General features: G+C 66.7%; 15 protein-coding genes and 2 pseudogenes. 7 read left to right on the plus strand and 10 right to left on the minus strand.

Translation table 11 applies throughout. The annotated features are described in order from the left end of the window. Window positions 1-177: 177 nt before the first annotated feature. Window positions 178-1,428, minus strand: a complete 1,251-nt coding sequence (locus ACFVH0_RS32515) for an FAD-dependent monooxygenase (protein ID WP_385826110.1) — start codon at window positions 1,426-1,428, stop codon at window positions 178-180. Window positions 1,429-1,507: 79 nt separating this feature from the next. Here ACFVH0_RS32515 and ACFVH0_RS32520 point away from each other — a divergent pair, with 79 nt between their 5' ends. The 3 genes from ACFVH0_RS32520 to ACFVH0_RS32530 all read left to right on the plus strand — a co-directional run bounded on the left by ACFVH0_RS32520 (window position 1,508) and on the right by ACFVH0_RS32530 (window position 3,084). Next, window positions 1,508-2,068 (plus strand): TetR/AcrR family transcriptional regulator C-terminal domain-containing protein, encoded by a 561-nt coding sequence (locus ACFVH0_RS32520; protein WP_385826141.1) that lies wholly within the window; start codon window positions 1,508-1,510, stop codon window positions 2,066-2,068. Window positions 2,069-2,241: 173 nt separating this feature from the next. Next, entirely contained in the window at window positions 2,242-2,712 is a 471-nt protein-coding gene (locus ACFVH0_RS32525) for a hypothetical protein (protein ID WP_385826112.1), read from the plus strand. Window positions 2,713-2,766: 54 nt separating this feature from the next. Then, window positions 2,767-3,084: a transposase gene (locus tag ACFVH0_RS32530; RefSeq protein ID WP_385826113.1), complete on the plus strand. Its 318-nt coding sequence runs from the start codon at window positions 2,767-2,769 to the stop codon at window positions 3,082-3,084. A gap of 57 nt (window positions 3,085-3,141) precedes the next feature. On the opposite strand, the gene ACFVH0_RS32535 is transcribed toward ACFVH0_RS32530, so the two are convergent. Next, the gene (locus tag ACFVH0_RS32535) at window positions 3,142-3,714 is read right to left on the minus strand and encodes a GNAT family N-acetyltransferase (RefSeq protein WP_385826115.1); all 573 of its coding nucleotides are present in this window, start codon (window positions 3,712-3,714) and stop codon (window positions 3,142-3,144) included. A 272-nt stretch (window positions 3,715-3,986) separates the two neighbouring features. Continuing rightward, window positions 3,987-5,225, minus strand: a complete 1,239-nt coding sequence (locus ACFVH0_RS32540; RefSeq protein WP_385826142.1) for an IS701 family transposase — start codon at window positions 5,223-5,225, stop codon at window positions 3,987-3,989. A 163-nt stretch (window positions 5,226-5,388) separates the two neighbouring features. Here ACFVH0_RS32540 and ACFVH0_RS32545 point away from each other — a divergent pair, with 163 nt between their 5' ends. Further along, entirely contained in the window at window positions 5,389-5,892 is a 504-nt protein-coding gene (locus ACFVH0_RS32545; RefSeq protein WP_385826117.1) for an NUDIX hydrolase, read from the plus strand. A gap of 48 nt (window positions 5,893-5,940) precedes the next feature. Here ACFVH0_RS32545 and dacB read toward each other — a convergent pair whose 3' ends face one another. The 5 genes from dacB to ACFVH0_RS32570 form a co-directional block, all read right to left on the minus strand. After that, window positions 5,941-7,437: a D-alanyl-D-alanine carboxypeptidase/D-alanyl-D-alanine-endopeptidase gene (gene dacB, locus ACFVH0_RS32550; RefSeq protein ID WP_385826118.1), complete on the minus strand. Its 1,497-nt coding sequence runs from the start codon at window positions 7,435-7,437 to the stop codon at window positions 5,941-5,943. Window positions 7,438-8,127: 690 nt separating this feature from the next. Beyond that, the gene (locus tag ACFVH0_RS32555; RefSeq protein WP_385826144.1) at window positions 8,128-8,490 is read right to left on the minus strand and encodes a hypothetical protein; all 363 of its coding nucleotides are present in this window, start codon (window positions 8,488-8,490) and stop codon (window positions 8,128-8,130) included. 26 nt (window positions 8,491-8,516) lie between these two features. Then, window positions 8,517-9,128, minus strand: a complete 612-nt coding sequence (locus ACFVH0_RS32560; RefSeq protein WP_385826120.1) for a tetratricopeptide repeat protein — start codon at window positions 9,126-9,128, stop codon at window positions 8,517-8,519. A 776-nt stretch (window positions 9,129-9,904) separates the two neighbouring features. Next, window positions 9,905-11,035: a DUF2398 family protein gene (locus tag ACFVH0_RS32565; RefSeq protein ID WP_385826122.1), complete on the minus strand. Its 1,131-nt coding sequence runs from the start codon at window positions 11,033-11,035 to the stop codon at window positions 9,905-9,907. After that, window positions 11,020-11,160, minus strand: a complete 141-nt coding sequence (locus ACFVH0_RS32570; RefSeq protein ID WP_385826123.1) for a hypothetical protein — start codon at window positions 11,158-11,160, stop codon at window positions 11,020-11,022. The genes ACFVH0_RS32565 and ACFVH0_RS32570 overlap by 16 nt, the downstream gene beginning before the upstream one ends. A gap of 103 nt (window positions 11,161-11,263) precedes the next feature. Here ACFVH0_RS32570 and ACFVH0_RS32575 point away from each other — a divergent pair, with 103 nt between their 5' ends. The 3 genes and pseudogenes from ACFVH0_RS32575 to ACFVH0_RS32585 all read left to right on the plus strand — a co-directional run. Continuing rightward, a complete protein-coding gene (locus tag ACFVH0_RS32575) occupies window positions 11,264-11,593 on the plus strand; it encodes a hypothetical protein (RefSeq protein ID WP_385826125.1) in 330 nt (109 codons plus the stop codon). A 283-nt stretch (window positions 11,594-11,876) separates the two neighbouring features. Beyond that, window positions 11,877-12,170: a hypothetical protein gene (locus ACFVH0_RS32580; RefSeq protein WP_385826127.1), complete on the plus strand. Its 294-nt coding sequence runs from the start codon at window positions 11,877-11,879 to the stop codon at window positions 12,168-12,170. Between the two features lie 282 nt (window positions 12,171-12,452). Beyond that, a pseudogene (locus ACFVH0_RS32585) lies at window positions 12,453-13,015 on the plus strand (IS5 family transposase); the annotation flags it as partial. Between the two features lie 68 nt (window positions 13,016-13,083). Here the strand turns inward: ACFVH0_RS32585 and ACFVH0_RS32590 are convergent. Both ACFVH0_RS32590 and ACFVH0_RS32595 read right to left on the minus strand, forming a co-directional pair. Then, on the minus strand, window positions 13,084-13,812 hold the full coding sequence (locus tag ACFVH0_RS32590) for a DUF2625 domain-containing protein (protein WP_385826129.1): 729 nt from the start codon (window positions 13,810-13,812) through the stop codon (window positions 13,084-13,086). A 91-nt stretch (window positions 13,813-13,903) separates the two neighbouring features. After that, window positions 13,904-14,022: pseudogene (locus ACFVH0_RS32595) on the minus strand (IS5/IS1182 family transposase); the annotation flags it as partial.

Raw genomic sequence — 14,022 nt, forward strand, 5'->3', positions numbered from 1 at the left:
TGCTGGGCCCTGCTGACGCGCGGACGGGGAGTACGGCAACGGAGGGCACGAGCGAACGCCGGAGGTCGGCCGGCCGGCCGCTGATCAGCTTGTGGTCAGGAGCCTCATCCTGCCGCGGTTCGCACCGCTGGCCGGGCGTGGTCATGGCGACCGTCGGTGCGAACTGCGCAGTCACTTTCAGGCGGTGCTGGTCAGTGCTGGGTTCTCGGGGAGCTGCCAGTTGCCGCCGCGGTCCTCCTTCGAGAGGCGCGCGGCGAGTTCGGGGATGTGCAGGAAGCAGGCCAGCGCGGTGGCGGCTTGGAAGGTGTCGATCGCGCGCTGGGTCATCGGCATGCCCAGGCGCAGCAGGCGCGGGTTGACTTCGCCTTGGATCTCGTTGACGAAGGGACGCAGCATGCGGTCGTAGTTCGCCAGTGCGGTCGGCAGGTCGTCCGGGTGTCGGTTGATTTCCCCGGCCAGGACGTGGGCGCCGACCAGGCCGCCGGAGATGCCCATGCCGCTGTAGGGGGAGGCGCAGTGCGCGGCGTCACCGGCCAGGGCCACGCGGCCCTTGGACCAGGTGTCGGTGCGGACCTGGACGATCTCCTGGGAGTAGTAGAACGGGCTGGTCTTCATGCCCTCGATGAAGCGTTCGGTCTGCCATCCTGCGTCGCGGAACCTGTTCGCCCAGAACTCCTGCTGGCGCTCGACGGGTTCCCGGTGGATCTCCGAGGCTTCCTCGGATTCTTCCCGTATGACGAAGTACACCTGGGTCTCGGTCGGGTTGTGGCTGCGGCGCATGATCTGACGGCCGCCCGGGACCATGTAGGTGTCCCGGATGTTGCTGTCGGACGCGATGCGCGGAACGAACCAGTAGGCCATGTGGATGCCCATCCGCCAGTACGGGTCGAGACCTTCCGGTAGAAGCGCTCGCCGGATGCGTGATCCCTGGCCGTCCGCGCCGATCAGGAGGTCGAATTCGCCGGACGACCCGTCGGAGAAATGCGTGATGACCTTGTGGGTGTCCTGCTCGAAGCCGTCCACGCTCTTGCCGAAAAGGTACTCGGTGTCGTTCCTCGCCGCATCGTGCAGGATGCGCACCAGGTCCCCGCGCATGATTTCGTACTCGGACGTGAGGGTCTGCCGGCCCTTCCCGGAGGTGTTGGCCATGATCGTCGCCTTGGCCTTGCCACGTGCGTCGATGAAGGCGACGCCCGCCTCGTCCACGATTTTGCCTCGGACGGCGTCGAGAAGCCCCATTCGCCTGACGGCCTCGATGCCCTGCCCTCTCAGGTCGACCTGGGCCCCGGCGGCCCGCAGCGCCGGAAAGCGTTCGACGACGGTCACCCGGTGGCCGCCGCGGGTGAGCCAGAAGGCCAGAGCCTGCCCCGCGATCCCACCACCGGCGACGAGAACCCGCAGGGGCGGCTTGCCTGGTCCCTTCGTCATGCCCATCCCTCCAAAATCTATCAGTGAAAGATTCCTTTCGAGAGTCATCTATCAGCGATAGATTGTCAACGTGACCAAGATGAACCGCGAGACCGTCATCGCTGAGGCGCTCGGCCTGCTCGACGAGGTCGGGCTGGACGCCGTCAGCACGAGACGGCTGGCGAAGCGACTGAACGTGGAGCAGCCGTCGCTCTACTGGTACTTCCGCACCAAGAGGGACCTCCTCGCCGCCATGGCGGAGGCGGCGATGGAACCCCATGCGACCGAGCCCCTGCCGACGCCCGGTGACGATTGGCACGACTGGTTCGCGGACAACACGCGCAGCTTCAGGCGCACCCTGCTGATGCGCCGGGACGGCGCACGGCTCCACGCCGGCAGCACCCCCACCGGCGACCTCGACCGGATCCGCCGCAAGATGGATTTCCTCGTGGCTTCCGGTGTCTTTGAGCAGGATGCGCAGATGGCGATGCTGGCCGCTGGCCGCTTCACGGTGGGCAGCGTCCTGGAAGAGCAGGCAGACACCGGCCTCGGTGACAGCGCGGATCTACCGGTCGACGTGCCGGTGATCGACCACGAGTCGGCGTTCGAGGCGGGCCTCGCCCTCATCCTGAACGGCCTGGTGCACCGTACCGAGATGTAGAGAGTCGACTGGTCCCGCGGGTCAGGCGCCAGATGGGTGCGGAGATCCACTGAGCAGGTGTGGGGTCACCCCCGAGCAGAGGGTGGCCGTTTTCAACGAGCCCTGTCATTGGCGCCCCCGACGCTCTTCAGGTCACCGACCGGTTCCACCTGTGGCAGGGCCTGGGCCGGGCCGTGGAGACCTGCGTCGCCGCCCACCGCGAGTGCCTGCGCCCCTCGATGTCGGATGAGCCGCCACCCAGCATCCCGCAGGCAGCCCCAACGCCCCTCCGCACGGAACCAGCCGGCCTGCGGGCCCAGCGCAAGAAGGCCGCGCACGCCCTGGTCCAGGAACTCCTCGCCCAAGGCCGCTCCCGCCGGGCGATCGCCCGGCACCTGGGTTGGGGCCTCAACACCGTGCTGCGCTACGCCAGCGCCGCGCGCTGGCAGGACACCCTCCGCGACAACCGGCCCCGCCCCAGTCGTCTGGACCCCCATATGCCCCACCTGGACCGCTGGTTCACCGAGGGCTGCACGAGCGTCACCCAGCTCCACCGTGAGCTGGTCACCCAGGGCGCCCGGGTCACCTACGGCATGGTCCGCGCCTACATCGCCGTGGTGTACCGCCGGACGCGCCGCCCCCGCCACCGTCGGTGCGGAAGGTGACCGGCTGGCTCACCCGTCACCCCATCTCCCTCAGGGAGGAGGACCGGGGCGGGCTTGAAGGACGTCCTGGCCCGCTGTCGCGAACTGGACACCGCCGCCGGGCATATCCGCGACTTCGGCGAGATCCTCACCGACCGCCTCGGCACCACGCTTCCCACATGGATCGACGCCGTCGACACCAGCCAGCTGCCTGACCTCACCGGCTTCGCACTCCACCTGCACCGTGACTTCGACGCCGTGACCGCCGGACTCACTCTGGACTGGAGCTCTGGAGCCACCGAAGGCGCTGTGAACCGCATCAAAAAGTTCAAGAGGCAGCTCTACGGGCGAGCCGGATTCGAACTCCTTCGCAAGATGATCCTGCTTCAGTAACCCACCACGACCACCGCACCGGAACTGCGCCAGATCCGAGAAATGGTGTCGTTCATGTCAGAGAACGCCCATCGCGAAGCGGCGACAGACGTGCACGCGGGCGAACTGCTCGCGCATGAGTTGTTCGTTCTCCAGGCTGGCGTGGAGGAAGGAAGCCATCGGCCTCAGCCCCGGCCGGCGTTCGCTGGTAGCCCTGTCCGGCTCGCTGGGGTCAGCGTAATAGCTGGCGTAGACATGAAGGTAGTGCTGGCTCTCGGTGAAGCCCATCGCCCGATACCAGCGCAGCGTCGCGGGGTCGTCCCTCGTCCAGGCATCCAACGTCGGTACACCCAGCGCGCTGACACGGGCGCGTGCCTCGGTGAGGAGAGTACGGCCAAGGCCGTGGCGCTGGTAGTCCGGGTGGACAGCGACGGTGTCGATGGTCGCCAGTTCGTCGTCGACAGAGACATCAATGATCCCTGTGACGGTTTCCTGCTCTGCCGTTGCGACCAGTGCGAAGCCCGGGGTGGGTGTCTCGGGCTTGGCTGTTAGGACGTCGTCGAAGTAGGGGGTGTCCAAGAACGAGAGCACCCGGCAGCGCAGCCAGGAAACCTCGTCGGCAGGGCGGTACTCACGTATGACGTGGTTCAAGGCGGTGATCCTCAATGTGCGTGGCGAAGTTGGGACGACGGTGGTCACGGCATTGAGAGATCACGACGGAGATTGTGCGCACTGCCCCGCGCCTCGGCAATCGGTTTTGTTGGCCTACCGGACAACCAGGCATACGTGATCTCACGCGACCCCATCCCTCGCAATCGAACACCGAGGTGACGCTCCGCGACCGCTCCCCAGGATCTGTGCCAGAACCCAGGACTCGTGATTGAAGCCAGGGAGGTTAGTGCTCCAGCTGTAGATCGTGATCTTCATGTCTCGGCTTCGGTTTGCCGGCGGTAATGGCTGGTCTGTGATCGTGCCTGGTGGCGGCGTCGCCAGTCGGACCAGCCAAGCCGGTGGGCGAGGTCGTTCAGCGGCCGGACGGTGACAGCGAGGAACAGGTGCTGGATTTCGTTACAGGTCAGCGGGGCCAGGTCATCCGGTCCGGTGCGACGTGTGCGCTCGTCTGCGCGGACGACGGCGAGGAAGGCATGCGCGAGCATGGCGAGGGTGACCCAGCGGCTCCAGGACGGGTAGCGGCGGACCTGGTGTTCATCGAGTCCGGCCAAGCCCTTCGTGGTCTGGAAGGTCTCCTCCACCCGCCACCTTGATCCGGCCGTCCTGACCAGGGTGCTCGGCGGGACCGTCCTGGTTGAATGGCAGCGGTAGTAGGCGAGTTCGCCGGTGTTGCGGTTGCGCCGGATCAGCAGCTGACGGTGGCCCGGCGCCGGGTCGGTGAGGTCGATGACGGCCCAGTCGTAGTAGCGGTGACCCTTCGCGCCGCAGCCGGCGGACAGTTTCTGCCAGGCCCGCCTTGGGAGCTTCCTGGCCAGCGCGTCGGCGCGGAACTTTCCCGCACCGGTGGTCACTTCGGCCGAACAGGCCACTGCAAACACATAGGCCATGCCGCGTTCCTCAAGAGCCGCCCGCAGTTTCGGGTTGCCGCCGTAGACCTCGTCGCCGGTCACCCAGTCGACGTGGCGCCCGGCGTCAAGGAATCGTTCGATCATCGTGCGGGCCAGCTCCGGCTTGGTCGCGAGGACGGCGTCCTCGCCCAGCCCAGCCACCCGGCAACGCTCCGGGTCCGAAGTCCACGAGCGCGGGACGTACAACTCCCGGTCCACCGCCGCGTGTCCGCGGGCGCCGGCGTAGACGAGGTAGACGGCGACCTGGGAGTTCTCGATCCGGCCGGCGGTGCCGGTGTACTGGCGCTGGACCCCGACGGTGCGGGTGCCCTTCTTCACGTCGCCGGTCTCGTCCACGACCAGTATCGCCGCCTCGTCGTGGAGATGCTCGACGACATACTCGCGCACGTCATCGCGCACCGCATCGGCGTCCCAGGACGCCCGGCACAACAGATGCTGCATACCGTGCGGGGTCTTCTCGCCGGCCCACTCCGCGATCGTCCAGCAGTTCTTGCGCGGCATGTCCGACAACAGCCCCAGCACCAACCGCCCGGCCCTCAGCCGGGGTTCGACCCGGACGAACCGACCCGCGATGCGGCCCATGACCACCTCGAACGCCTCCTGCCAACGGGCAGGATCTATGCTGTGACCCGCGGCCACCGTCTCTTCGTAAGTCCACACAACTCACGATGATCAACGGTGGCTGCACCCGTCTCCTCAGCGGCCCGGGCTACCGGCGAACTGGCCATCACATACGGTCTGCGGCATGACAGCAGTGGAATTGAAGGCCCCAGCGCCCCGGGTGCAGTTGGTCATTGGCATCATCCGCCAAGGCAACGAGATCCTGCTCGTGCGAGAGAGCCTCGGCATCGACGGCGAGATTCTCTGGTCCCTCCCCGGCGGCGGAGTCGAGGACGGCGAGCTCATGCACGAAGCTCTCCGGCGCGAACTGCAGGAGGAGACCGGGCTGCTGGTGGGCGACCCGGTACGGACAGCATTCCTCATGCACATCGACTCCGAGCAGCACCCTTCGGCGTTGGCCGCTGCCTTCGAGATCGACGAGTGGTCGGGGGACGTCGCACCAGAGGACGACGACATCAAACAGGCCGCCTTCTTCCCCCTGCCTGACGCCCTGAAGCTGCTCGGCGAGCTGGACAGCGCAACGCAGCGGGAGCCCATCGTCGGCTATCTGACCGGGGCCATCGCGCCGGGGACCACCTGGCTGTACCGCAATCGAGGGAAGGAGGAAACGCTTGTCGCCAGCTGGTGACGCCAGACAGTGGCCACCAAATGAAGATCACGATCTACAGCTGGAGTATTAGTTGCTCCCTTCGGGGTTCTGGTAGATGTTGGCGGCCATTGATCCCAATTGCTTGTTGGCCTTTAGCGCCAGGTCGATCGCGTCGCTGACGCTGTTGCTGGGGACGGGGACGTTGTTCACGTAGATGGCGAAGACGAGACGGTGACCATTCTTCGCGTCAACGTATCCTGCAAGCGCCTTGGTGGTGAGAGCCAGCTTGCTCTTGAAAGCGCCGACCAGGGTGCCGGTCTTCGCGCGAATGTGTCCTGCGGCAGGGTCGGTGTGCGCGATGACATCCGCGAGTGATCCATCGACACCCAGGCTCGGCATAGAGTCGTAGAAGGTGCTGAAGTCGCGACTGTGGGAAAGATGCCGCAGCAACTCCGTCTGTGCGGCTGGTGTGGCCTTGTCCCCGGTCAAGCCTTGGGCATCGACGAGAGTGAACGAATTCGGGTCAATACCTGCGCCGGCGAGAAAGTTCCGCTCGATCTGCATTCCGTCGGCATAGGTGTGCTTGCCGTGATTGACTGCCATCAGCGGTGGCAAGAGGTTGGCGCCGAGATTGTGGCTGACCTTATTGATCAACTTGGCGTATTCCCTGAAGGGCGGCGACGTGTACGTCGCCGAGACAGGCAAGGCCTTCACCTCCTCCGATGACGGAAGGTCGGAGCCGGGGTTGGATCCGAGCGTCGGGGCGCTGACGGTGACACCATTCCGCTCAAGAGCCTCGATGAGTACGGTGCGGGCAAATGCTGCGGGGTCGGGTACTTGGAATGTCGCCACGAATGGTGCGGTGGCGTCAGCGGGCACCGAGCCTCGAACCCGGATGTGCCCGGGGGCGTTGCTTTCGGTCTTCACCGCCGGCTTCGTGCCGGCGGGCGTGGTTGTGACGTTCGCGTCGACGGTGAAGGCTGCCGTCTTGGGCCGCCAGTCGACCTGCGCCGGGTTGCCGGGCGTGCCGGGCGTGATGAGCAGGTCAATGAGGTTGTCGTTGACCACCGTTGGCGTGACAGGCGTCCCACCGATCGACACCGGATCCCAGAGCCGATTGTCGATGATCACGTTGCCGTCCACTTGACGGATGCCGCTTGCCGCGACCTGACGAGCCAGGTCATTGATGCCTGCCAGCGGGTCTTCCCGGGTGATGGTTGCCATTCCCGGCACGGCATTTGCGTCGTAGTGGTCGAAGTCGGGGACGTCCAGTTGTCCTGCCGCAGTCGTCCGTCCGCCGAGAGCCAGATCGCCGCTTCCCACCATGATCAGGTTGCCTGTGAGTCGTCCGGCCTCTGATATCGAACCGCTGTGCACGATTGGCGTACGGAAACGGTGGTCGCTGCCGAGATCGTCGAGGGCTGCGCCTACCGCGAAGGTCTTGGCTGTCGATCCAGTCATGAACTTGGATTCGGCGTTCTTCGACTGGAGGACTTTTCCTGTCTTCAGGTCGGCGACCTGCACGCCCCAGTCGCCTGTTGCCCACGGTGAGGCGTCCATGAGCTTTTGCAGCTCGGCGCTCACACCTGGAGCGTTCGGAGACGCGGAATTCGAATGATCCTTCGAGTCATTGGAGCATGCCGACATCGTGACGGCTGCAAGGGCCGATGCCACTGCTACTGCGGCTGCGCGGGTACGCAGCCGGCGTGAGCCGTATCCAGTAGCCTCCCGCCGTGTGGTTCCCGCCCTCCGGTGGACTACGGCCCTGGGCTCCCTTCGGATGCGATTTCGCATGAGATCATGGAATTTTATAAACATTGCGAGGATGCCTTTTGAATTTCTAGCGTTAAACGAGGGGGATGCCATGAATGCCGGCGGTCGTGCTTTGGGTAATCGAGATATGCTGGCGCCACCGCATGGAGTACGTTTCAAGAACGTAATGCCGATCCGCGCCACCGATAAATTCCTTTTCTTCCTTGATGGGATAACCAAGGAATGTTCGGGAATCAGTGGAAACCATGGGCGCGCGACTCCCTGCACTGCCAGTGGCGGCGCTCACCCAGCTGAACCGGACAACCATCGGACTCGTCCAGTCTGGCCGAAGGGAATCGCCCGAACAATGCGGGCAGCAGGAGAGAGCATGGTAGGGAAAACCCCCGTACCTCATATCCAACTAAGGGCGTGCAGATCTCTAACTCGTGGCTTTCCCCTCGCTGATGTGTTGGTCTGTCATGAGCAGGTTGGAAGGGAAACAAGTCGTGCTGGCAGCCAAGTTCATGGCGATTCTGCCGCACCTAAGACCGTGTCATATGTGGTGAGTCGAAGGAGTCGCTTGTAGCAGCAGAGTGCGGCGGCGAGGCCGAGGAAGGCCAGGTAGTTGCGGGGGTGGCGTTCGCGTCCAGCTCGTCCTGCCGCGCTGCGGTCATCGCGCCGGCCGCCGAGGGGACGGCGTGCCAGTGACCGCACCGCGGTCACGGCGGCGAGGGTGAGGGCGGCCAGGTCGATCCAGTTCTCGGGCAGCCCCATGGCCAGGAGCGTCACTCCCAGTGCCATCAGGACGATGCCCATGACGGGCTTGCTGCGGAGGATGACCGGGGTGCGGTCGTTCGAACGGTTCCGCGCGCCGCTCTCGGCCATGCGTGGACCCCGGTGACACTGTGCGATCAGCCGCTAGTGCGGCGCAGGAGAACGAGGTTTTCGGCGGCTTCCGCAACGCCTGCCGCAGCGGCCCGACCGTACCAGTGTTCCGCGCCGTCGAGGTCTCCCCGCTCGCGCAGAAGGTTTCCGAGGTTGAACATCGCATCCGAGTGCTGTGCCCCGGCTGCTTTGCGGTACCAGGTCTCCGCAGCCTCCAGGTCACCGCGCTCGTAGGAGAGGAGGCCCAGGGAGAATGCTCCGCCGGCGTGTCCGGCCTCGGCACTGGCTCGACTCCATCGCTCGCTCTCGGTCAGATCGCCGCGTTCAGCCGCCAGGTAGGCGAGGTTGTACATGGCCAACGCGTCGCCTTCCTCGGCGGCGCACAGCAGTTGTCCATGGCCGGCGTCGTCGCCCTGACCGATCAGGAACATGGCGTAATCGTTGGCGGCTCCGGGCACTCCGGCCTCGACGGCGCGCCGGAAGTGGAGCGAGGCCTTCTCTGTGTCACCGAGTACCTGGTGGAGATCGGCAAGGCGGTAGGCCGCCAGATCATCGCCCGCCTCCAAGGCCTTCGTCCACCATGACAGCGCCTGGGGTACGTCTCGCTTGAGCAGGCCCAGGTCGCCAAGTTCGAGCATGGCCCGTGCCTCCCCCCGTGACGCTGCTGCGCGCAGCACCGGCTCAGGCCGGTCAGGTGTGGGGACGGGAGGCTCAGCGGTCACCTCTCCCGTGAGCTGATGCACCTGTCGCCGCTCCAACCACTGGCGGCCTGCCCACAGGGAGATGACTAGAAGCAGACCCAGATAAATCGGCCATCCCTGCATGTCGCGGCCCTTCCTCTCAGTAGTGGCTCCGTGAGGCCACGCGCCGTTGCCCTCATGCTTCCCTTGTCCTACGGATGGCATGTTCCGGCGCAGTATTTCGCGTCAGTGCGGCCGGTGACACAGTTCGGGGGCGTCACCAGGGCGACGTCATCGAGGGCGGGAGTGAGGGGTTCGTGGCCGGTGACCCACTTGATGGGGCACGCGGCCTCGTGAGGATGGTGGATGGGCGCCTGCGGCCTCCTGACCGACCGCACGGTGCCCCTTCCCCGTCGACTTGCTCCGGCGGAGCGATATTGCGGCGTCGACCGCTTCACGCCGCCCCAGTCCCAGTGGCCCGCACCCCCTGGAACAGGACTTCTGTCATTTCGGGGGGTGCAGTTGAGGTACGGGGCGGGGCATGTGCTGGGAATATCCAGGATTGGTTGAGACTGAGCGCGGGTTTTTCCGCTCGCCATGAAGAAGGCCCCAGAAACTCCGAACTATGTACAGAGTTTCCAGCCGGGCCCGCACAGCCCTTCACTGAGTCGTGCTGCTGCGCAGCGAGTCCGTCACAACCTACGGGCAGCCGGCTCCGGCTTTCGGCTTCGTCGTCACCGACCAGGACCAGGTTCTCCTCCTGCCCGCCCGGGGCGGCCCTGCGGAGATCGCGGCTGCGGTCGAGCACGCCGTGTGGAATCCGGGCGTGCCGGCTCTGACCGTCGGACTGGAGCCGAGTCGCAAAGAGTCCCTCGTCGCCGCGGTGGATGCGCGGGTGGAAGCAGGTCCCCGCACCACCCCGTGGAAACAGCTGACCGCGGCGTTGTCACCAGCCGGCCGCTCCAGCCCGGCCAGCCACCCCGCCGGATCTCCGGCGGGATCGATGGCCCACTGCCCCAGTCGTCGACCGGCACACCCCGGGGCAGCAAGTGCAGAAGCCGGGTGTGATGGACCTTCAGCAGCACGGGCGGATCCTCCTCACCGTCCACCAACGCCTCGACCCGGCCCTCCAGCTCCTCCAGCACCCCGCAGCCACACAGCCGCCGCAGCCCGGCGGCGAACGCCGAAAGTTCCACGCGTGACTGCGTCACCGGCAGCTCGATCTCGGCCGCGCCGGCCCGCGCCGCCGCGGCCACCTGCCCCAGTCGGACCCTGGCCGGCAGCGACTCCAGCGCACCGACCGCGAGCCAGAACCACACCCCCTGCGCACTACCCACCTCCGGCAGCCGTGCCGAGAGCGGGGGAGCGGGGTTGTACACACGCACCAGATCCGCCTCCAGCGCCAGCGTGCACCCCACCGCCGCCAGCACCTCACGCAGCGCGCCCCGATGCCGGTACACCGCCTCGATGGCCGCATCGTCCCGCCCGCCCACCAGCCACGCCCGCGTCTTCAGCAGCCGGGCCAGCTGCCAGACCACTTCCTCCTCGTCCTCCCCCTGCCCCCAGCCTCCGTACGTGCTTACGCCACCACCTCCACACGCACCGCCGCCGCACGCCCCCAGCGCCTCCCCTTGCAGGGCCGTCAGCGCGTCACGGATCCGAGCCAGCCCGTCCAGCGCAACCTCCCGCTGCACCATCCCCTCCGCCGACAGCACGGTCCACAGCCGCTGCACCAGCCGACCGTGCGCCGTCGCGGTGTACCGCCACCGCGCTCCACTCAGCTCTTGCCAGCGCTCGATCTCGTTGTCCGGCTGCCCCGAAACCGCCAGGAACGTCTCCTGCAGAGCCCTCAGCCGCTGCGCCACGACCTCCGGATGAAGAGTGACCCCCGCGCGGCGAGCTCCACCGCGATCTCCGCAGGAGTCAGGTGGTCGACGGCCTGGTCCAGCACGCCGATGATGGCCGCGTGCTCCTGGCGGACCCTGCTCACGGTGTACCCCAGTGCCCGGGTCGGATCCTGAGCCTTCGGGCCCGTCCTGGCCCACTCTTCGACGATCCAGTCGTCGGCGGCAGGATCACTAAAGGGAGCGAATGTGTCATTTTACCTTCTCACAGGGACGAGGCCACACCCCGAGAACCCCACCAAGCACAGCCACAGACCCCGCACAGCGCGCCTCCGCCGTATCGCCCCCAGGTCATCGACCGCGACCTCGGCAGACACCCGGGACTGGAGCAAGCGCCAGTCGCACCCGCACCTGTGCGAGCACTGCCAGCACCAGTCCGTAACAGCCGAGGCCAAGCAGCAGGCCAAGACTCGAGCCGAGGAACGCGAGCGCCAGGAGCAGGAACGCCTGCGCCAGGAGGCCGAGGAACAGGCCGCCGCACAGAAGGCCGGCGGCTGGCTCTCCCGCTTCCACACCTGACCGGCAGACCATGGCGGCCGACCACGCGGCGGGGGTCTACTCGCGTTCCTGGACGACGGCCCAGCCAACAGCCCCGTCCGGCCCGGCCGCGGTGGCGATCTGGGGTCGGCGGCGTCGGGGCGGGCCAAGGCGTGACGGCCCTGGCGCACGTGACGTTGATGCGGGTGAGTTGGAGGGCACGCCGTACGTCAACGGCACGTTGTAGAGCAGCCCGCCAGCACATCCGGAACCACATTCCGGCCACAGCAGCCGGAATTGCCGAGGCACGGGAGAAAGCCAGCGCATGACCACCCTCCGCAGAAAGCCGATCTCCGATTTCGTGGACGAGGAAAACCCTTCCGCGCCCACCGTTTCCCGCGCCGCGCGCACCACACCCGTGCGGGTCACGCTCGACCTGAGCCCCGCCGACCACCGCGCACTCAAGAGGTGGTGCAACATCACTGCCGCGGCACTGGAGCTCCCCCAAGTACCACTCGCGCCAGTCCTGCGGATCCTCGGCAAGCAGCTCCTGGCCGACCAGGAGCTGGCCGCCAGAGTGCGCGCCGAACTGGAGCAGGCCGGCGGCGGCATGCACTGACCATCAGTACATGTTCGGGTTCGTGGCCGCCCCGACCGCGGACCCGGCGGCGTCCCGGGACCGCACCGCTTGTGCGGGTGACCCGGTACGGATCCCGGCCCCGGACCCGAACCAGGCGGGGGCCGGGAGGACCGGTTCTCGTCCAGGGCTGTTCGGATGCTTGACCAGTGTGGATTCCTTGGGGTGGACGATTGACCCGCTCTAGCGGACCAGATCGTCCACCCCCGTCAGCAGACCTTAGAGGTCGTCTCAACTGGCTTGATCACTAGGATGTCTGTCGTGATGGCGTGGGTGGAACGTCTGGTTCCGGACGGGTTGTGGGAGTTGTTCCAGCGGGTAGTTCCGGCTGCTCCGGTCCGCCCGCAGGGCGGTGGCCGACGGCGGTACGGTGATCGCGAAGTGCTGGTGGCGATGGTGTTCGTGGCCACGACGGGCTGTACCTGGCGGCAACTGCCGCCAGTGTTCGGTCCGTCCGGACCGACCGCGCACCGCCGGTTCACCGAGTGGAGCCGGGCCAGGGTGTGGGGCAAACTCCACCGCCTGGTCCTGAACCAACTCGGTGCGCGCGGGGAGTTGGACTGGTCGCGATGCGCGATAGGTTCGGTGAACATGCGGGCCCTCAAAGGGGGGACCTGACGGGTCCGAATCCGGTAGATCGCGGCAAGAAAAGGTCAAAGATCCACCTGATCACCGAACGGACCGGTCTGCCCCTCTCCATCGGGATCTCCGCCGCGAACACCCACGACAGCCAGGGCCTGGAACCCCTCGTCCGCGGCATCCCGCCCATCCGCTCGCGCCGCGGACCGCGTCGACGGCTGCCCGCCAAACTCCATGGCGACAAGGGGTCTTCCTTGCCTTCGCCGGCATCGCCGCCATCCTCATCTGCTACCGGCGTCTGGATGGGTGAGCCGGTTCAGGCAGCTCCGAGGAACCCCGGGTCGGCGCCGTCGAACTGCAGGCAGGAGTCGCGACTCAGGCCCAGGAGTTCCGCCATGGGCACCGCTCGACGACTGGTCGCCAGCAGATCTTGGCGGGCCTCGGCCGACCACAGCGGGGGGAAGAAGGACAGTCCCTGCCGACCGTTCAGCACGGAGACTTCGTTGCGCCAACCGTCCCACCGCAGGCCCTCGTAGAACTCTCGGAGTCCTCCAGAGAGAATCCAGGACAGCCATGCCGAGTGGCCGGCGCCCAGGGGCTCCCAGCCAAGGGCGTCGGGGGCGAAGTAGAGGATCTCGCCTGGTTCGCCGGGCCGACCGGCCTCACAGGGGTTGCCTCCGTTGAGGGTGAAGACTCCGCCCAGCACATCGTGCGCGACCACCAGCCCTGCCCCCGCCCGCCATGCGGGATCGAACGTCGCGGGTAGCGCGTTGATCTCGGCCAGGCTGGGCAGTCCTTCGGGTCCGGCGCCGTTCGGGCTCCCGAAGATCCTCAGCCATCCGCTGTCCACGAGCAAACCGCCGCAGTTCAGCGCAATGCCGCCCAAATTCGAACGGGCTGACACCTGCAGCTGCAGCAGGGAGGCGCGGCCTATCTCGCCATCGCCGGGCAGCACCTCAACTGGTACGTCGGTGCCGGACAGCTCCTGAAGGAGGAGCGGCCAGGCTGGATCCTCGACGTTGATCAACTCATTGACCTCACGCATCCCCGCATCGTCGCACCAGCCCCCAGAGGCTCAGCCGGCCGGGTCACCCGCACTTCGATTCACCGATCGAGATGACTTCTAAGACCGTGTCCTATGTGGTGAGTCGGCGAGTCGTTTGTAGCAGCAGAGGGCGGCGGCGAGTCCGAGGAAGGCCGGGTAGTTGCGGGGGTGGCGTTCGTAGCGGTGGTTGAGTCGGCGGTAGCCGGTCAG

This window comes from Streptomyces sp. NPDC127117 (assembly GCF_042677325.1).
GTDB lineage: Bacteria > Actinomycetota > Actinomycetes > Streptomycetales > Streptomycetaceae > Streptomyces.

Bases quoted from the DNA above. Each gene is read 5' to 3' on its own strand.
- ACFVH0_RS32515 (WP_385826110.1), bottom strand. From the start codon at position 1,428: ATGACGAAGGGACCAGGCAAGCCGCCCCTGCGGGTTCTCGTCGCCGGT.
- ACFVH0_RS32520 (WP_385826141.1), top strand. From the start codon at position 1,508: ATGAACCGCGAGACCGTCATCGCTGAGGCGCTCGGCCTGCTCGACGAG.
- ACFVH0_RS32540 (WP_385826142.1), bottom strand. From the start codon at position 5,225: ATGGGCCGCATCGCGGGTCGGTTCGTCCGGGTCGAACCCCGGCTGAGG.
- ACFVH0_RS32545 (WP_385826117.1), top strand. From the start codon at position 5,389: ATGACAGCAGTGGAATTGAAGGCCCCAGCGCCCCGGGTGCAGTTGGTC.
- ACFVH0_RS32555 (WP_385826144.1), bottom strand. From the start codon at position 8,490: ATGGCCGAGAGCGGCGCGCGGAACCGTTCGAACGACCGCACCCCGGTC.
- ACFVH0_RS32560 (WP_385826120.1), bottom strand. From the start codon at position 9,128: ATGCTCGAACTTGGCGACCTGGGCCTGCTCAAGCGAGACGTACCCCAG.
- ACFVH0_RS32580 (WP_385826127.1), top strand. From the start codon at position 11,877: ATGACCACCCTCCGCAGAAAGCCGATCTCCGATTTCGTGGACGAGGAA.
- ACFVH0_RS32590 (WP_385826129.1), bottom strand. From the start codon at position 13,812: ATGCGTGAGGTCAATGAGTTGATCAACGTCGAGGATCCAGCCTGGCCG.